Origin of the sequence: Neoactinobaculum massilliense (assembly GCF_900604955.1) — a bacterium.
Lineage (GTDB): Bacteria > Actinomycetota > Actinomycetes > Actinomycetales > Actinomycetaceae > Neoactinobaculum > Neoactinobaculum massilliense.
The window spans coordinates 482,953-500,564 of sequence record NZ_UWPE01000001.1 but is presented as its reverse complement, the minus strand read 5'-3'; the positions used below and the strand labels follow the sequence as shown (position 1 = coordinate 500,564).

Annotated in this window: 15 protein-coding genes; 5 read left to right on the top strand and 10 right to left on the bottom strand. The window is 62.6% G+C overall.

Annotated features, from left to right (window positions below; translation table 11 throughout):
* Window positions 1–123 precede the first annotated feature (123 nt).
* Complete coding sequence (gene cdd, locus EIH27_RS02230) at window positions 124–516, bottom strand: cytidine deaminase (RefSeq protein WP_124039355.1); 393 nt, start codon at window positions 514–516, stop codon at window positions 124–126.
* Between the two features lie 191 nt (window positions 517–707).
* Here cdd and EIH27_RS02225 point away from each other — a divergent pair, with 191 nt between their 5' ends.
* The 3 genes from EIH27_RS02225 to EIH27_RS02215 all read left to right on the top strand — a co-directional run bounded on the left by EIH27_RS02225 (window position 708) and on the right by EIH27_RS02215 (window position 4,825).
* Window positions 708–1,979 carry a thymidine phosphorylase gene (locus tag EIH27_RS02225; protein ID WP_124039354.1) on the top strand — a complete coding sequence of 424 codons (1,272 nt, stop codon included), beginning with the start codon at window positions 708–710 and terminating at the stop codon, window positions 1,977–1,979.
* Between the two features lie 60 nt (window positions 1,980–2,039).
* Window positions 2,040–3,728 (top strand): CTP synthase, encoded by a 1,689-nt coding sequence (locus tag EIH27_RS02220; RefSeq protein WP_124039353.1) that lies wholly within the window; start codon window positions 2,040–2,042, stop codon window positions 3,726–3,728.
* A gap of 155 nt (window positions 3,729–3,883) precedes the next feature.
* Window positions 3,884–4,825 (top strand): sugar kinase, encoded by a 942-nt coding sequence (locus EIH27_RS02215; protein ID WP_124039352.1) that lies wholly within the window; start codon window positions 3,884–3,886, stop codon window positions 4,823–4,825.
* A 115-nt stretch (window positions 4,826–4,940) separates the two neighbouring features.
* Here the strand turns inward: EIH27_RS02215 and EIH27_RS02210 are convergent, their stop codons facing one another.
* Entirely contained in the window at window positions 4,941–6,269 is a 1,329-nt protein-coding gene (locus EIH27_RS02210) for an FAD-dependent oxidoreductase (RefSeq protein ID WP_124039351.1), read from the bottom strand.
* A 354-nt stretch (window positions 6,270–6,623) separates the two neighbouring features.
* Between EIH27_RS02210 and EIH27_RS02205 the strand changes: the two genes are divergently transcribed.
* Window positions 6,624–7,379: an SDR family NAD(P)-dependent oxidoreductase gene (locus tag EIH27_RS02205; protein ID WP_124039350.1), complete on the top strand. Its 756-nt coding sequence runs from the start codon at window positions 6,624–6,626 to the stop codon at window positions 7,377–7,379.
* 74 nt (window positions 7,380–7,453) lie between these two features.
* Window positions 7,454–8,461, top strand: coding sequence for a 2-keto-3-deoxygluconate permease (locus tag EIH27_RS02200; protein WP_124039349.1), 1,008 nt, complete (start codon window positions 7,454–7,456; stop codon window positions 8,459–8,461).
* A 174-nt stretch (window positions 8,462–8,635) separates the two neighbouring features.
* On the opposite strand, the gene EIH27_RS02195 is transcribed toward EIH27_RS02200, so the two are convergent.
* The 8 genes from EIH27_RS02195 to proB form a co-directional block, all read right to left on the bottom strand.
* Window positions 8,636–10,030 (bottom strand): NAD-dependent succinate-semialdehyde dehydrogenase, encoded by a 1,395-nt coding sequence (locus EIH27_RS02195; RefSeq protein ID WP_124039348.1) that lies wholly within the window; start codon window positions 10,028–10,030, stop codon window positions 8,636–8,638.
* 180 nt (window positions 10,031–10,210) lie between these two features.
* The gene (gene trpA, locus EIH27_RS02190) at window positions 10,211–11,008 is read right to left on the bottom strand and encodes a tryptophan synthase subunit alpha (protein ID WP_124039347.1); all 798 of its coding nucleotides are present in this window, start codon (window positions 11,006–11,008) and stop codon (window positions 10,211–10,213) included.
* A complete protein-coding gene (gene trpB / locus EIH27_RS02185; protein WP_124039346.1) occupies window positions 11,001–12,203 on the bottom strand; it encodes a tryptophan synthase subunit beta in 1,203 nt (400 codons plus the stop codon). Before trpB ends, trpA begins: the two co-directional genes overlap by 8 nt.
* A gap of 10 nt (window positions 12,204–12,213) precedes the next feature.
* Window positions 12,214–12,861, bottom strand: a complete 648-nt coding sequence (locus EIH27_RS02180) for a phosphoribosylanthranilate isomerase (RefSeq protein WP_124039345.1) — start codon at window positions 12,859–12,861, stop codon at window positions 12,214–12,216.
* Window positions 12,862–12,864: 3 nt separating this feature from the next.
* Entirely contained in the window at window positions 12,865–13,650 is a 786-nt protein-coding gene (gene trpC, locus EIH27_RS02175) for an indole-3-glycerol phosphate synthase TrpC (protein WP_124039344.1), read from the bottom strand.
* The gene (trpD, locus tag EIH27_RS02170) at window positions 13,647–14,699 is read right to left on the bottom strand and encodes an anthranilate phosphoribosyltransferase (protein ID WP_241152935.1); all 1,053 of its coding nucleotides are present in this window, start codon (window positions 14,697–14,699) and stop codon (window positions 13,647–13,649) included. Before trpD ends, trpC begins: the two co-directional genes overlap by 4 nt.
* Window positions 14,700–15,036: 337 nt before the next feature.
* Entirely contained in the window at window positions 15,037–16,296 is a 1,260-nt protein-coding gene (locus tag EIH27_RS02165; RefSeq protein ID WP_124039343.1) for a glutamate-5-semialdehyde dehydrogenase, read from the bottom strand.
* Window positions 16,297–16,382: 86 nt separating this feature from the next.
* A complete protein-coding gene (gene proB, locus EIH27_RS02160) occupies window positions 16,383–17,510 on the bottom strand; it encodes a glutamate 5-kinase (RefSeq protein WP_124039342.1) in 1,128 nt (375 codons plus the stop codon).
* Between the last annotated feature and the right edge of the window lie 102 nt (window positions 17,511–17,612).

Below are 17,612 nucleotides of genomic sequence, written 5' to 3'. Positions count from 1 at the left end.
GGAAGGTAAGGGTGCCCTACCCGCACGACGCCGCCATTTCGGCGCCCCGCGTATGCGTGGTAACGGGGTGGCGTTCCCGGGATTGGACTGGACTTGACGACGTCGTTCGCACCCGCGGTTGTTCTACGCCAACGCGTCCGGACCGAAGGAACGTGGCAGCAAATCCTCGAGGCTCAATTCGGCCGGCTGTCCCTTCTCGTTTTCCACGAGAACGCGGCGAACGCCAAACTCCCGCAGCACCTGACGGCAGGCCCCGCACGGCCAGCATGGCGCGGCGCCGAGCCCAACGATCGCGATGGTATCCACGCGCATCTCCGGCCCCAGCTGCGCCACCGCCGTGGTCACGGCGTTACGCTCCGCACAGATCGTTTCGCCGAGTGCCGCGTTTTCCACATTGCATCCAATAAATATGTCACCGGTAGTGGTGCGTACGGCGGCCCCCACGGCGAAATGGGAATAGGGCACATAGGCGTGATGGGCTGCGGCACGGGCGCGGCTTAACAGATTTGACGTCATACTTCTCCTTTTGTGGTGATACTACGACACGCTGCCGCGCCGCATGTGCTCTCCATATGGCTTCCGTCTACGCCCGTCGGAGCGTACCAGGCGACAGCGCTCCCGCACTCACTCTCGCCCACGCACGTCGGAGCGTACCGGTAGCCTAGAGGGACACGGGCCGGGATGGGCCCGCAGCGAGGGGAGCATACATGTTTGACGCGGTGAGTATTATCCGGGCAAAGCGCGACGGCGAGGAACTGAGCACGGCCCAGATTAAGTGGGTGGTTTCCGCCTATACCGATGGCACGGTGGCCGAGGAACAGATGTCCGCGCTGGCCATGGCAATTTTTCTGCGCGGCATGACCACGCGGGAAACTGTGGACTGGACACACGCCATGATTGATACGGGTGAGAGCATGGATTGGAGCATGCTCGGCCGTGTTACTGCGGATAAGCACTCAACCGGCGGTGTAGGTGACAAGGTGTCGCTTACTCTTGCCCCGCTGGTGGCCTCCTTCGGCGTGGCGGTACCCATGCTGTCGGGCCGCGGCCTCGCGCATACGGGTGGAACACTGGACAAACTCGAATCGATCCCCGGTTACCGCGTGGAACTCAGCGCCGAGGAGATGGTGGCAAATCTGCGTAGCGTGGGTGTCATTATCGCCGGCGCCAGCGGCAATGTGGTGCCCGCGGATAAAAAACTCTACGCGCTGCGGGATGTGACCGCCACAGTGGAATCCGTGCCACTTACGGCCTCCTCAATCATGTCCAAGAAGATTGCGGCCGGTGCCGATTCACTCATTATTGATGTCAAAGTGGGCAGCGGCGCATTCATGAAGAATCTGGACGCCGCCCGCACGCTGGCGCGCACCATGGTAGACCTGGGCAACGCCTCCGGCGTGCATACCTCCGCCATTATCACGGATATGAATGTGCCCCTCGGCCGGGCCATCGGAAACGCCCTAGAGATTGAGGAAACACTAGACATTCTCTCCGGGCATGGCCCGGCAGACCTCACCGAAGAAATCACGCTTTTTGCCCGTCGCATGCTGGAGGTGAGCGGTATCCAGGCTGATCCTGCCGCCGCGCTCAAGGATGGCCGCGCCATGGCTACCTGGCGGGCGATGGTGCGGGCCCAGGGCGGGGATCCGGATGCTCCACTGCCCCGCGCCGCCCGCACCCAGGATGTACTTGCGCAGAAGGACGGGTTTATCACCCGGATGGACGCACTCGCCCTCGGCACGGCATCATGGCGGCTTGGCGCCGGAAGGGCCCGCAAAGAGGATCCGGTTCAGGCGGGTGCTGGCATTCAGATTCGCCGTACCTATGGAGAATACGTGCACGCAGGAGAGCCGATTCTTACGCTGCACACAGACACGCCGGAACGCTTCGATGCGGCGATCGATGCCATCGCTTCCGGTCTGGAGATCGGACCGGAAGCCCCCGCGCCGCGCACACTCATTTATGAGGAGGTGAAATAGCAGCCAGCCCACTATTCGGCTCTTCCTACACGGACGTACAGCGCGATATTCTGAAGGCCCGTGAGCACAAATGACACGGGCGCTGGAGCGCCAGCTGATACCACGAAGGTCACCAAGCACGTATTTATTACAGGTGGCGTAGTTTCTTCCCTCGGTAAGGGCATTACCGCATCAAGCCTCGGGCACCTTCTGCGCGCCCGGGGCTTCAACGTTGTTATGCAAAAACTGGACCCTTACATCAATGTGGATCCTGGCACCATGAACCCGTTCCAGCACGGCGAAGTATTTGTTACCGACGACGGCGCTGAAACTGACCTGGATATCGGCCATTACGAGCGCTTCCTCGATGTCTCACTCTCCGGCGCGGCCAACGCCACCACCGGACAGGTCTACTCCGAAGTAATCCGCAAGGAACGCGAAGGCAAGTTCCTGGGACAAACCGTGCAGGTCATCCCCCACATCACGAACGAGATCATTCGGCGGATGCGCGCACAGGCCGCCCCGAACGTTGACATCATTATTACGGAGATCGGCGGCACCGTCGGCGATATCGAATCCCAGCCCTTCCTTGAAGCCGCCCGCCAGGTGCGTGCCCGGCTCGGACGCGGAAACGTGGCGTTCGTTCACGTGTCTCTGGTGCCCTATCTCCGCTCCGCCGGAGAACTGAAGACCAAGCCCACCCAGCATTCTGTGGCAGCGCTGCGCTCCATCGGCATCACGCCCGACGCGCTCGTGTGCCGGGCCGAGATGAGTATTCCCGCCTCCATGAAGGAAAAGATCTCCCTCATGACCGGTGTGGACCATGTGGTGGAGTGCCCAGACGCGGATTCGATCTATAAGGTCCCCATGGTCCTGCATGCGCAGGGACTGGACGAATTCGTTGTGCGCACGCTCAGCTTGGATCCCGGCGAGGCGGATCTTTCCCAGTGGAAGCGTCTGCTGGACCGCGTAGAGAACCCAAACGGTGAGGTGGAGATCGCACTGGTTGGCAAGTACGTGGATCTGCATGACGCCTATCTCTCCGTGGGGGAAGCTATCCGGGCCGGCGGCTTCGGCGAACACGTGCGCACTCGTATCCGGTGGGTGGCCGCAGACCGCTGCGCCACGCTGGAGGGCGCAGCTGAGGCGCTGGCCGGAGTGGACGGAATCGTAGTTCCGGGCGGCTTTGGTATCCGCGGTATCGAGGGAAAGATTGGCGCGGTCCAGTTTGCGCGTATTCATCGTCTGCCCACCCTCGGGATCTGCCTCGGGCTCCAAGTCATGGTCATTGAAGCGGCCCGAAACCTGTTGGGCTTGACGCAGGCTAATTCCACGGAGTTCGACGCCGGTACACCCGACCCCGTGGTGGCCACCATGGATGAGCAGAAACAGATTGTATCCGGCGAGGGCGATCTTGGCGGCACCATGCGGCTGGGCGCCTACCCGGCGGTGCTGGCGGAGGGCTCTCTAGCGGCGGAGCTGTATGGGAAACGTGAGGCCTCTGAGCGGCATCGTCATCGTTTCGAGGTGAACCAGGCCTACCGCGAGCAGCTCGCGAAGGTGGGGCTGCAGGTGTCCGGCACCAGCCCGGACGGCAAACTGGTCGAGTACGTGGAGATGGATCGTTCCCTTCATCCCTACTTCATCGCTACGCAGGCTCACCCCGAGTTCACCTCGCGGCCTACCCGCCCCAATCCCCTATTCCGTGGACTTGTTCGTGCGGCCATTGATCACGCGGCAAAGCGCCAGGCAAACGGCCAAGCGGATTAGCGCAGCACTCGTCACCGGGCCGATCCGCGCCATGTGTACGGATCGGCCCGGAGCACGTCCGGAATGAGAACTGCGCCGCCCATCGAAGCCTGCTCCGGCAGGTGTCGCGTAAGGTTGGAGGGGCGCGGCGAGCGGCCGCAGGAAAGGGAGCAGGAATGACGGATATTGTGGCGATTGGCGAGTCGATGGGGTCCGTACGGCTCTCCAGTGCGGTGGTGCCTGGCGTGCACGCCGAAGTATCGTTCGGCGGCGCAGAGTCCAACGTGGCCATCGGCGTGTCGCGGCTGGGACACAGCGCCGCCTGGATTGGCAGCCTGGGTAAAGATGCATTTGGCGACGCAATTGTGCGCGGACTGCGCGCGGAGGGCGTTGATATCAAGCATGTAAGCCGCTCAGATCACCGCCCCACCGGACTACTGGTCACCCATCCGGGCGGGTTGGGACGCCGTGTCGTCGATTACCACCGTGTCAGCTCCGCCGGCTCCCATATCCACCGCTCCTCGGTGGAAACCGCCATCGCGGAGGATGAACCGCGGATTGTTCATATTTCCGGCATTACGTCCGCGCTTTCCGAAGAAGCAGCGGCCGCTATTGACGACGGCGTGGATTGTGCCCGTAAAGCGGGCCTGCCCATTTCCTTCGACATTAACTATCGCAGTTCTCTGTGGGATCCTCAGCGTGCGAAGGCGACGCTTCGTTCGTTGGCTGACCGCGCCACAATCGTGTTCGGCGGACGCGATGAGCTCACTATTCTCACGGACGCTTCGGATCCCGCCGACGCCGCCCGTGTTCTGCTGGATTCCGGCGTGCGGGAGGTGGTGGTCAAGGGTTCCAAGCAGGCCCGCGTGTACGCCACCTCCGGCGTGACCGAGCGCGCCTCCTACCATGTGCAGGTGGTGGATCCGATTGGTGCCGGCGACGCCTTCGTATCCGGTTATCTGTCCGGCACGCTGGACGGACTGGACACGTTTGAACGTCTCGGCCGCGCTCACCTCACCGCCGCCTTCGCGATTTCCCAAATGGGCGATTGGGAGGGCCTGCCCTTCCGCTACCAGATCGATTCCTACGACGAATTCGGTGACAACGTGGAGCGGTAACCACCGTCCAGTTCGAGCATGGTCCGGTACGACGCCGACGCGGCACGGCACCAGTCTCATCGCGTTTTCGTTGGAGGGACATCACGGGGGACGAGCTACTCGTCCCCCGTCCCGGTTAGTTTTCTAGGAGCGCGTTGAATACCTCAGATGACGCCGGGTGCGTATAGATCCCGGATCCCAGGTGACTGGCCGGCACGCCCTCACGCATGGCCAGCGCGACAGTATTGATCAGTTCCTGTGCATCCGTCATCCACAGGGTGGCCCCGAGAATGCGATCATGCGTTGCATCGACAAGGATCTTTGCGCGGCCCTGCGGCATCCCGAGGATCTTCGGGCGCGGTACAATGGCCATGGCGGCCACATCCGCGGCTGCCACCTTGAGCTCGTATCCCTTTTCCTCAGCTTCCTCGCGCGCCTCCTCCTCATTCATCCCCACGGAGGCCAGCGGCGGATTAATGAAGGTGGTGACCGGAAGGAGCCGGCCAGAGGCGGTGCGCGTACCCTCGCCCCATCGATCCGAGCGGATGATACGGAAGTCGTCGTAGGAGGCGTAGGTGAACTGGGCATGCCCCGTCACGTCGCCTGCCGCGTACACGCCCTCCACGTTCGTGCGCATGTGCTCATCCACCGCAATCGCGCCACGCTCAGTGACCTTGATGCCTGCCGCCTCAAGGCCTAGACCATCTGTAGCCGGATGACGCCCGATGGCCGCCAGTACGGCCGTTGCCGGGACAGTGTGCTCCGCACCCGCAACCAAATACCGCACGGCGCCTTCCTCAATGGCTTTCACCCGCGCACCGTGAACCACCGTGATTCCAACCCGCGCCAGCTCCTCCTCCACGCCGGTGCGGATGTCGGCGCCGTACCGAGGCAGCAGCTGCTCCCCCGCATCAAGCACCGTGACATGGGACCCGAAACCGTTAAACATGGTGGCAAATTCGAGGCCGATTGGGCCGCCACCCACGATCACAAGGTTCTGCGGTGCGGCTTTCACCTGCTGGATGGTGGTGGAGTCATAGACAAACGCAGCATCCGCGCCGGGCACATCCAACTTGTTGGGCAGTGCGCCGGTATTGATGATGATGGTGGAAGCAGTGATGTCGAGCGTATCGGTGCCGCCGGTCACGCGGACAGAGTGTGGGCCGGTGAATTCAGCGTGGCCATCAATCACCGCCACGTTCTTGTCCAGTGCCATTTTCTTATTGACGGCGTTGAGCTTATCGATGAAGGCATTGCGGCCTTCACGCGCCGTGACCCAATCGGTACCTCGCAGCGCTTCGGTGAGCAAACGCTTCGTGGGAACGCAGGCGATATTGATGCACGTGCCACCGTACATGGCAGGAGACTGCTCCACGATAGCCACACGGTCGCCAGCCGCGCCGCGCTTCATGGCGAGCGTCTTGCCCGCCTTACCGAATCCGATCACCAGTACATCCAGATCCATAGCATCTCCATTCCTGCGCGGCACCTCACCGCTCTTAGCCACTCCTCGAACGCGGTGAGCCGCAGGAGAATTCCGAGAGCCACGTCAAGCGCAGCCCACCCGTCCAGATGATGAACACATCTCAAGATGTGGCAACCCGGACATCCTTCCATTTCATTAACATAGGTTACGCATTCGGATCAGCATGCGTTTCTTCCGCAAATGCCGCTACTGGCAACGATTTGCCCATAGTCTTCATCTCGCACCGGCGCCCTTCCTCCGATCCCGGACCAATATTTCAGAGGACCTTTGACATCGTGCTCCGCGAAAACCTCCGGATACTTTCGAATCGAAACCCAAGAAAGGAAAGAAATCATGGTTTTTGATTTCACCGGGAAAACCGCCATCGTGACAGGAGGAAGCGGCGGGATCGGCTCCGAAATAGCGCGCGGCATCGTCGCAGGCGGCGGTCACGTGATCGTGACCGATATCGATGACGCCAAGGGCGAGGCCTTTGTCAAGACGCTAGGAAAAGGTAATTCCTACTATCACCTCGATATCGGGACACCCAATGAGGCCCGCGCAACAGTTACGCAGATCCTCGTGGATCATCCCGAGACCAACACCCTCATCAACGTTGCGGGTGTTATCTCTGCGAAGCCTTTCGAGGAGATTGACGACGCCGAGTGGTCCCGGACCATCACTATCAATCTCAACGGCACATTCACCATGTGTAGCGCGCTATTCCCCCATTTGAAGAAGATCGGCGGTGGACGCATCGTCAACGTCTCTTCCGTTGCGGGCAAGATTGGCGGTGGGCTACTTGGGACCGCCGCATACGCCTCGTCTAAGGCAGGCGTCAACGGCCTCACCAAAGCAGTGGCAAAGGAAGGCGGAAAGTACGGCATCGCCTGCAACGCCGTATGCCCCTCATTCACGCTCACTCAGATGACCACGGCGCTCAACGAGGATAAGACCAAGCACGACAAGGTAATCGCGATGATCCCGCTCGGGCGCGCTGCACAACCTTCCGAGCCGGCGCAGATGGTGCTTTTCTTCGCGTCCGACGCCGCCAGCTTCGTCACCGGCGAGATCGGTGACTGTGACGGCGGCATCGTCATGGATGGCTAGACAAGTTTTTGGTGCCGGGCTTGCGGGCTCGGCACCCCATGCAATACCTCATCATTTCAACGAATCGAGAACTCATGGCACGAGGTGCCGCCACGCCAGATACACCGCCGGCAAAATCTCACGAAGGCTTCTTCACGCGACTCGGGAAAATCCCCGGAGCCACCATTCTTATCCCGCTGCTGCTGGGCTGCCTCATTAATACGCTCTTCCCACAGGTTTTCGCCATTGGCAGTTTCACCACGTCCATGACCACCGAAGGAACCGGCGCCCTTGTAGGCGCCTTCCTGGTCATTGTGGGCACAACGATCTCCTTCAAATCCGCCCCGAAAGCAGCGCTCCGGGGTGCAATCCTCATTATCACGAAGGTGGTCTTTTGTGTCGCGCTCGCTCTGATCGTGCTGTTCTGGCTCAATGACAACCTGTTCGGTCTCTCGGCCATGGCCATTCTGGCGACCTGCTCGGGTGCGAACAATGCAATGTACGCCGGACTTATGGGTACCTACGGCACAGAGGTGGAGCGCGGCGCCGTGGCCATCACTACCCTGGTGGTGGGCCCACCCGTTACCATGATTGCCCTCGGCGCGGCAGGCGAGGCCCCAATCGGGTGGAGCCTGCTCGGTGCCGTGCTGCCGATCATCGTAGGCATTGTGCTGGGTAACTGTTTCCCCACGCTCCGAAAGATGTTCGCCGGCGCCCTCACGCCCATCATCATTCTCACGTTCTTCGCGATGGGCTCCACCATGAATCTTTCGCAGCTGATAAAGGCGGGCCTGCCCGGAATTCTTCTCGGCGTGATTTGCTCAGTAATCGGTGCACTAGTCACGATTCCTGTCGATCGCCTTACCGGAGGTAGCGGCGTTGCGGGCGCCGCAATTTCAAGTTGCGCCGGCGCAAACGTGGCGACACCTGCGGCCATGGCCACGGTCGATACAGCCAAGTACGGCGGGGCCGTGCTGGCCACCGCCACCGCACAGGTGGCAGCCGCCGCCATCGTCACCGCATTCCTCACGCCGATCATCACGGCGTGGGCTGCAAAGCACTTCGGCCTAACTACGCGAGAACCGGCCACCGCCACGCACTAAAGCGTGGTACGGGCCGCCCACCCAGAAGGGCGGCCCGTACCACACCGCGTTTCAACGCGCGCACAGCAGCGTCGTCAAGTGCCACGCGGACTACACAACGGCGCAGCTACGACCACAGTGGCGTCGTCCAGGACGACGTCGCGCAGACCAACCATGCTGACACCTGAGGCCGCGTCAGAATTCGCCGTCAATGTCGCGGACCGCCACCACCTTCTGGTTGACAAATTCCTTAAGGCCCAGTTCGGTGAGCTCGCGACCATACCCGGAACGCTTGGTACCACCAAACGGAATCTCCGCCTTCACGCCGGTGGGCTGGTTGATATAGACCATGCCGGTATCGATGCGGCGGGCCACCGCCTGCGCGTGGTGAATGTCCCGGGAGAACACGGAGCCACCTAACCCAAACGGCGTGTCATTGGCAATGCGGATCGCATCCTCTTCATCCTTCGCCCGGTAGAACTGCGCCACCGGGCCGAAGAACTCCGTATGCCGCGTGTCCGAGCCCTCGGGAATATCCGTGATGATCATCGGCTGGAAGAACGTACCCTGGTCTGGCAGCTCAATCCCGATCTCCTCCACCGTGGCGCCCTCTTCCTTGGCATGTTCCACCTGACGGGTGAGCTGATCCACCGCGTCCTGCGAGGAGAGCGGCGCGAGGGTGGTAGCCGAATCCATCGGATCGCCTGCCACCAGGTTCTGCCTGGCCCGAGCACGGTACTTGGCCACGAAATCATCGTAGAGTGCATCGGCCACGATAATGCGCTTGGAGGAGACACACACCTGCCCAGCGTTCCAGTTGCGGCCGATGACCGCCCACTGGACAGCCTTATCCAGGTCCGCATCCTCCAGCACCACGTAGGCATCCGCGCCGCCCAGTTCGAGGGTGGACTTCTTGAGATTACGGCCCGCCTCGGCCGCGACGGCGGCGCCCGCTCCCTCGGAACCGGTGAGCGCCACGCCGCGCACACGCGGATCCGCAAGCACCTGGGCCGTCGCCTCGTGCCCGGCAAACACCGCGGTAAGCAGCCCCTCCGGCGCACCGGCCTTGGCAAATAGGTCCTCCATGGCCAGCGCGCTCTGCGGCACGATGCTGGCGTGCTTGAGCAGAATTGCGTTGCCGGCGGTGAACTGTGGCGCGCAGATGCGGATTACCTGGTAGTAGGGGAAGTTCCAGGGTTCGACGGCATAGATAACACCCATGGGTTCGTTGACCACCATGACGTCGGTGTCACCGAGTCCGCCCGCCTTGACGAAGTGCGGCGCCATTTCGTCCGCACCCCGCTTAACGTAGTACTCGAGCATCCCCACGCAGATATCTATTTCCGCCTCGGCCTCAGCCACCAGTTTGCCCATTTCGCGGGTAACGATCTCCGCGTAGGCGCGCTTGTTCTCGGCAAGAATCTGCGCAGCCCTGTGCAGTACCTCAGCGCGCTCCTCGAATGGTAGTTCCTTCCACTCGAGGAAGGCTCCGTGGGCCTTGGCGATGGCCGCATCCACCTCAGTGGCCGAAGCAGTGGGGAATGTCTTCTCCACTTTGCCCGTGTACGGATTTGTTGTTGCGTAAGCCATTATCACTCCCTTGTGATTGTGACACGAGCCACACGGCTCGTTGTAAGTAACACTACCCGGCGTGGGGCGCTTCGCCAAGATGCGCCCCACGTGTCAAGGGACTAACGGGGACGAACAGACTGGGCCACCGCCATCACGGAGCGGTGACCGAGGCACAGGCACCGGTCACCGCTCCGCGTGTCATCCCCGGATTGCGGCCGTCATTGCACCGACAAATTCCTCGACCGCAGCCGGAGCCTCCTTCCCGCGCTCAGCTACCAGGTTGACGATCGCGCTGCCAACAATCACCCCGTCGGCGTGGGCCGCCATCTCGGCTGCCTGCTCCGGCGTCGAAATTCCGAACCCGATGGCGCAGGGAATATCCGCGGCGGCGTGGATAGCGTCCGAGAGGCGCTGCACGTCCGTGGTGATGGAGGACCGCATGCCTGTCACGCCCAGCGAGCTCACCACATAGACGAACCCGGTAGCAGCCCGCGCGATGGCGGCCGTTCGGGCGCCGGAGGTGGGCGCCACCAGCGGCACCAGGGCCACGCCGTACTTCTCGCAGTACGGTGCGAATTCGCCGCGCTCCTCCAATGGAATGTCAGGAATGATGAGACCGTCCACGCCCACCTCGGCGCAGCGTCGAATGAACTGCTCCGAACCGCGCGCAAACACCACGGCCGCGTAGGTCATGAAGAAGAACGGGACAGTCACGTCCTTGCGTAACTCCTCCACGAGAGTGAATGCATCGGCCGTTGTGGTGCCGTGAGCGAGGGAGCGCTGCGTGGCCGCTGTGATGACCGGCCCCTCCGCCGTTGGGTCCGAGAACGGAATGCCGATCTCCACGGCGTCGGCTCCCCCGCGCACGGCTGCCCGAATCACTTCGGCCGTGGTGTCCAGGTCCGGATCCCCGGCCACCACGTAGGGGATAAAAACCTTGCGGGCCGCGAACGCGTCACGAATTCGCGCGGGCCCCTGCGCGAGATAGCTAGTCATGCAGATCCTCCCCACGGTAGCGGGCAATAGCCGCCACGTCCTTGTCGCCGCGGCCCGAGAGCGTGACCACCACGATCTTGTCTTTACTGAGTGTTGGCGCGAGTTTCATCGCGTAGGCCACCGCGTGTGAGGACTCGATGGCCGGAATGATCCCCTCGATACGCGAGAGGTACTCGAAGGCGTCTACCGCTTCCTCATCTGTGATCGGAACGTAGGTGGCACGCCCGATATCGTGCAGGTAGGCGTGTTCAGGGCCAACGCCCGGATAATCCAGCCCCGCCGAAATCGAGTAGACCGGTTTAATCTGGCCATCTTTATCCTGGTTGAAGTAGGACTTCATGGCGTGGAAAATCCCCACGCGCCCGGCACTCACGGTCGCGGCGGTGTCAGGAGCCTCCACGCCGTGCCCCGCCCCCTCGGCGCCCACCAGCTTGACGGTAGGGTCCCCAATGAAGTTGTAGAAGGAGCCGATAGCGTTGGAGCCACCACCCACGCACGCGATGACGTAATCCGGAAGCGTCTGCTCGGCCTCCTGCAGCTGCTGCTTTGTTTCAGCCGAAATCACGGCCTGGAAATCTCGCACAATGGTCGGGAAAGGATGCGGTCCCATGGCCGAACCGATGCAGTAGTGCGTGTCATCAATCCGCCGCGTCCATTCACGCATGGCCTCGTTGACCGCATCCTTAAGCGTCCCCGTGCCCGAGTCAACGGCCACCACCCGAGCACCGAGCAGTCGCATCCGATACACGTTGAGCGCCTGGCGCTCAGTGTCCTTGCGCCCCATGAACACCACGCATTCCATACCCAGTAGCGCCGCGACCGTGGCCGTGGCTACCCCGTGCTGGCCGGCACCCGTTTCTGCGATGAGCCGCGTTTTGCCCATCTTTTTTGCCAGCAGCGCCTGCCCGAGCGCGTTATTTATTTTGTGCGCACCGGTATGGTTGAGATCCTCCCGCTTGAGGTAAATCTTGGCGCCGCCCAGATCCTTCGTCATGTTTTCCGCGAAGTAGAGCAGTGAGGGCCGCCCCGCATAGTTTTTCAGCAGCTGCGCCAGCTCCCGCTGGAATTCTGGATCCGTCCGATAGTGGTTGTAGGCGCGCTCCAGTTCAATAACCGCATTCATGAGCGTTTCCGGCATGTACTGGCCACCGTAGGGACCAAATCGTCCCCGGCTCGCTGTGTTAGTAGTTGTCATGATTAATCCTTTACTTTTCTGCCGACGCCGGCACGGCTTGGTGCGCCGCCCGCGTCGGTTGTGCCTCACGTACAGATAGGGTGAATGCGGCCATTTTCGCCGGATCGCCCTGTCCATTCGTCTCTATGCCCGAGGCCGTATCCACCCCGTATGGCCGTAGCATCACTACTGCTTTCCCCACGTTCTCCGGGGTGAGCCCGCCCGCCAGGACGTACGGGCGCTGCACACCCGCAAGCAGCTCCCAATTGAAGGTGTGGCCCGTACCGCCGCCCGAGTCGAGGAGCACCAGATCCGCGCCCGAGCGGTTCGCCGCTGTCACGTCGGCTTCCCCTCGCACGCGGAATGCGCGCCACACCGGGCATGCGGCCGCCCGCTGGAGACGGCTGATCTGCTCCTCGGTTTCGTTGCCGTGAAGCTGGATCACCTGAATAACGTTGGTGTCCGCGAGCGCGACGATTGCCTCAGCGGGTGCGTCACGGAATACGCCTACCGCCTGGATGGCGGGGTCGAGTGCGCGCCGCAATGTGGCCGCACGGTCCGGATCAATGCACCGCGTAGAGGTGGGTACGAAATTGAATCCCACGAAATCCGGCGCGGCACGGTTCGCGGCGTCGATGTCCGCGAGGGTGCGCAGTCCGCATAGTTTTACCAGCGTCATGTCTCACCGCCCGAGCAGTTCGCGTATCGTGGCGGTCCGGTCGGGCGCGGTCATGAGGGCCTCCCCGACCAGCACGGCGTCGACGCCGTCGCGCATCAACGCAGCCACATCCTCGCCCGTGTGAATCCCCGATTCCGCCACGAAAATAACCCCGGGCGGTACCAGCTCGTGCAACCGCGCCGCGTGATGGGGATTCACACTGAAATCTCGCAGGTCCCGGTTATTGACGCCAATAATCTGGGCCCCGCATCGTAACGCGGTGGCGATCTCCTCGGCGCCGTGCGCCTCCACCAGCGCGGAGAGCCCGAGTGAGCGTGCCAGCAGCATGAATTCGCGTAGCTGCGCTTCCTCGAGAATGGCACAGATGAGCAGTACGGCCGCGGCGCCGGCTTCACGCGCTTCGTAGATCTGGTAGGGATCCACCACAAAATCTTTCCGGAGCACGGGGATTCGCACCGCGGCCGCGATGTCACGGAGATGGACGATGCTTCCATGGAACCAGCGCGGCTCGGTCAGGCACGAGATCGCCGCGGCGCCGGCCACCTCATAGGAGCGCGCAATGCTCACGTAGGGATAATTCGGGGCGATGAGGCCGCGGGAAGGGGACGCCTTTTTGCACTCGGCGATGAGGGAAACACCGTCGCCGCGCAGAGCCTTCTCAAACGGAAAATCCATCTGATGTCCCAGTGTCGCCACGGCCGCCTCCTGCACCTCCTTCAACGGGCGTGTTCTCTTCTGCTCGGCTACTAGGCGCCGGTTCGAGTTCGCGATCGTATCGAGGATGCTCATCGACCCGTCTCCGCTACCCGATTCGTCTCCGCCACGAACCGGCCCACCAATTCCAGGGGTTGGCCGGAGTCAATGAGTTCGCCCGCGAGCCTCACGCCCTCGGCCAGGCTCTCCGCCTTCCCGCCCAGGTAGAGGCCAGCGGCCGCGTTGAGTAGCACGATGTCTCGGCGTGTATCCCGAATACTGCCGTCCAGGATGCCGCGAAGTATGCGCGCGTTCTCCTCCGGCCTACCGCCCACGATGGCTTCCTTGGTTCCCCGGGCGAGCCCCACCTGCTCCGGCGTAATCTCAAAGTGCGTGAAGGTGCCATTGTTAACCTCCGCTATGGACGTTGGGGCGGAGGCGGAGATTTCGTCAAGGCGATCCTGCCCGTAAACCACAAGGCCGCGCTTGACACCCAGGTCCGCCAGAACGGGAGCCAAGAGATCCACCAGGTAGGCGTCATACACACCCATGACGAACATTTCGGGATGCATGGGGTTTGTGAGCGGGCCGAGAATATTGAACACGGTGCGCACGCCCAATTCCTTGCGAATCCCACCCACATACTTCATGGCCGGGTGAAACTTCTGGGCGAACATAAAGCACACCCCCACCCGATCCAGCACTCGCAGGCACGTGGCGCCGTCGAGATCAAGCGAGGCACCCAGCGCCTCGAGGCAGTCCGCGGTTCCAGATTTTGATGAGGCCGCGCGGTTCCCGTGTTTGGCTACCTTCACACCGCCGGCCGCAATCACGAACATGGCGGTGGTGGAGATATTGAATGAGTTGGCGCGGTCCCCGCCGGTCCCTACTATTTCCAGCACCGGGTAGGGCGCCTCCACGTGTTCGGCGTGGTCCCGCATGGCCTGGGCGGATCCGGCGATTTCTTCGGTGGTTTCTGCACGCGCATTCTTTGTGGAAAGCGCGGCCAGATAGGCGGCGTTTTGGGTGGGCGTGGTGGCACCGCTCATGATCTCGTCCATAACGCCGTAGGCCTCGTTGTAGCTGAGGTCTCCTTTGTCCACCAGCTTCATAATCGCGTCATGGGTGATGGGTGCTGCAGTCATAATTATCCTCTATTCATTGTGCCTATGCCTATACCGCGGCCCTCTCGTGGCTGCCGGACGCAAACCGCGGCCCTCATCGGCTACTGCTGGGTATGGCTACGCCATCGAATGGCGTGAATGAATAGAGTGCTCGCTGCGAGCATGGGGTTCTCCTCTGGGGTTACTAACGGATGGGGCGCGTTAGCGCCACCATCGACCGTTCCAGAGGATTTCCATCATGGGATAAGCGTATACATCGCTGGTGTACGGGGTTCATACGTGTCCACCTGGTGAGATGGACGACGCCGTTGTGGTAACGCCGGCCCGGGCACCTTTGCCCCGGCCGGCGCAGCCGGACCTACGCGCGGACCTGTCCGTCCCCGCTCACCACGTACTTGGTGGTGGTCATTTCGCGCACGGCCATCGGCCCGCGGGCATGGAGCTTCTGCGTAGAAATACCGATTTCGGCACCGAAGCCAAATTCGCCACCGTCTACAAACCGGGAGGACGCATTCACCAGCACCGCAGCGGCATCAATCTGCCGGGTGAATGCCTCCGCACTTGCCCTACTCTCCGTGACAATCGTTTCCGAGTGACCGGTGGAATAGCGCTGAATGTGGGTGACGGCAGCGTCGAAGGAATCAACAACACGCATGGCCACATCGAGAGAGAGATATTCGCGGCTCCAATCCTCCGCCGTGGCCGCTACTACCGTCCCACTCGGTGCGCCACTCTTGTCCGCGGCGGCCAGGACGGCGTCGTCACCGTGGATGGTGACCCCGGCGCCGAGCAGAGCCCCGAGGAGAGCCGGAAGCATCTCCTCCACGCAGTCCCGATGCACCAGGATTGTTTCAATCGCATTGCACACGGAGGGGCGCTGTGCCTTTGCATTAAGCGCAATCTTCACGGCCATCTCGGGCTGCGCGGAGGCGTCAATGAACAGGTGGCAATTACCCAGACCCGTCTCAATAACGGGCACCGTTGCCCCCTCCACCACCCGGGAGATCAGGCCTGCGCCCCCACGCGGAATGAGCAGGTCAATGAGACCGCGGGCGTGCATCATCTCGGCAACGATCTCATGTCCACCCTCCAGTAGGACGACGCCGTCCGCCGGCAATCCGGCCTCCTCCAGACCACTGCGCAATGCAGCAGCAATCGCCCGATTCGAGGTGAGCGCCGAGGAACTGCCGCGAAGTAGCACCGCATTACCCGCCTTCAGGCAGATGCCGGCCGCATCCGCGGTCACGTTGGGACGCGCTTCGTAAATCATGCCGATCACGCCCATGGGCACCCGCACCTGGGTGATGCGCACGCCGCCGGCCGCCGTCCAGCCGCGCTCCACCTCACCAACAGGATCGGGAAGGCCGGCCACCGTACGTAGGCCGGCCGCCATACCGTCAATACGCTGATCAGTCAGCGTCAGCCGGTCCACAATGGCATCCGGCGTACCGGCCTCGCGAGCACGTGCTACATCCTCCGCATTGGCGGCAAGAATATCGCCGCGGTGGGTATCCAGCGCGCGGGCCATGCATTCAAGTGCCGTGTTCTTCTGGGATGCGCCAGCCAGCGCCAGGATCCGGGCGGCCGTACGCGCCCGCTGGGCAGATTCAGTGATCATGGCCGCATGATAATCACGGGAGCCTGACGCGTCAGTTCCCGGTCTCACGCCCGCTGGCCGCGGAATCTCACGCCCACCCGGGTGTCTCAGGCCACCGGTGGCGGCACAATAACGTCCGCGTGAATAACTTCGCGGGCGAAATCTGCGCCGAGCCGACGAATAAGCTCGCCGGTGGACAGCCCCTTCATCGCCTCCACCTGCGCGGCCGAATAGTTCGGAATACCGCGCGCCACCTCGGTTCCGTTGGGCCCCGTGACCGTGACGGCGTCGCCGGCATGAAAGTGACCGGATACGGCCGTGACGCCCACTGCCAGCAATGACGCCCGCGCCTGCGTCAAAGCGCGCACGGCGCCCGCATCCACCTGAATCACACCGCTTGTTTTCGGCGTGTTCTCAAGCCAGGCAAGGCGGCGCGGCCGCCGGCTCGCCCGGGCGGCAAACACGGTGCCGCCCGCCGCACCACCGAGGGCCTCGGCGGCCTCGCTTGAGGCGGCAAGTAGCGTGGGAATACCCATTTCGGCGGCGATCCGTGCCGCATGCAGCTTCGTCACCATGCCGCCGGTTCCCACCCCGCTTCCGGGACCGTCCGTCACCACGGAGAGCGCCTCGACGTCGTCCACCCGGTCAATACGTTTCGCACCGGGCTGCGAGGGCGGAGCCGTGTAGAGGGCGTCCACATCCGAAAGCAGCACCAGCGCATCCGCGGCCACCAGGCCCGCCACCTGCGCGGCCAGCTGATCGTTATCCCCAAACCGTATTTCCTGGGTGGCTACCGTGTCATTCTCATTGACGATCGCGAGCGCACCGAGAGCAAGAAGGCGCTCGAGTGTACGGGAGGCATTCTGGTAGGAATCAATACGCGAAAGATCCCCGACGGTGAGGAGCACCTGCCCAACCAGTGTGCCGCGGGCGCCGAATCGCTCCGCGTACTGGGCGATCAACTGCCCCTGGCCCACTGAGGCTGCCGCCTGAAGAGAGGAGAGGGAACGAGGGCGCCGCGTCATACCAAGCGGCCCAAGGCCGGCGGCCACCGCCCCGGATGACACCAGCACAACGCGGGTCCCTCGCTCCAAACGCGCGGCCACCGCGTTAACCACGCGATCCAGTTTGACCGGATCAATGCGGCCATGAGTGGTCAGCGAGGAACTGCCCACCTTCACCACCAGTCGGCGTGCCTGCCGGATGCGCACTCTGGGATCCGTTCCCTGCCGCATATCTGCCTCCTCAAAGTCCAGGCAGTATTATTGCGTGCTGAGCGCTCCACCACTACAGCGGCTGCGCGTGAACCATCAGCCACTTACAGCGCCTTTCTCTCA

Excerpts from the sequence above, each read along its gene's own strand:
- cdd (WP_124039355.1), bottom strand. The coding sequence starts at position 516 with ATGACGTCAAATCTGTTAAGCCGCGCCCGTGCCGCAGCCCATCACGCC.
- EIH27_RS02225 (WP_124039354.1), top strand. The coding sequence starts at position 708 with ATGTTTGACGCGGTGAGTATTATCCGGGCAAAGCGCGACGGCGAGGAA.
- EIH27_RS02215 (WP_124039352.1), top strand. The coding sequence starts at position 3,884 with ATGACGGATATTGTGGCGATTGGCGAGTCGATGGGGTCCGTACGGCTC.
- EIH27_RS02210 (WP_124039351.1), bottom strand. The coding sequence starts at position 6,269 with ATGGATCTGGATGTACTGGTGATCGGATTCGGTAAGGCGGGCAAGACG.
- EIH27_RS02205 (WP_124039350.1), top strand. The coding sequence starts at position 6,624 with ATGGTTTTTGATTTCACCGGGAAAACCGCCATCGTGACAGGAGGAAGC.
- EIH27_RS02200 (WP_124039349.1), top strand. The coding sequence starts at position 7,454 with ATGGCACGAGGTGCCGCCACGCCAGATACACCGCCGGCAAAATCTCAC.
- EIH27_RS02195 (WP_124039348.1), bottom strand. The coding sequence starts at position 10,030 with ATGGCTTACGCAACAACAAATCCGTACACGGGCAAAGTGGAGAAGACA.
- trpA (WP_124039347.1), bottom strand. The coding sequence starts at position 11,008 with ATGACTAGCTATCTCGCGCAGGGGCCCGCGCGAATTCGTGACGCGTTC.
- trpB (WP_124039346.1), bottom strand. The coding sequence starts at position 12,203 with ATGACAACTACTAACACAGCGAGCCGGGGACGATTTGGTCCCTACGGT.
- EIH27_RS02180 (WP_124039345.1), bottom strand. The coding sequence starts at position 12,861 with ATGACGCTGGTAAAACTATGCGGACTGCGCACCCTCGCGGACATCGAC.
- trpC (WP_124039344.1), bottom strand. The coding sequence starts at position 13,650 with ATGAGCATCCTCGATACGATCGCGAACTCGAACCGGCGCCTAGTAGCC.
- trpD (WP_241152935.1), bottom strand. The coding sequence starts at position 14,699 with ATGACTGCAGCACCCATCACCCATGACGCGATTATGAAGCTGGTGGAC.
- EIH27_RS02165 (WP_124039343.1), bottom strand. The coding sequence starts at position 16,296 with ATGATCACTGAATCTGCCCAGCGGGCGCGTACGGCCGCCCGGATCCTG.
- proB (WP_124039342.1), bottom strand. The coding sequence starts at position 17,510 with ATGCGGCAGGGAACGGATCCCAGAGTGCGCATCCGGCAGGCACGCCGA.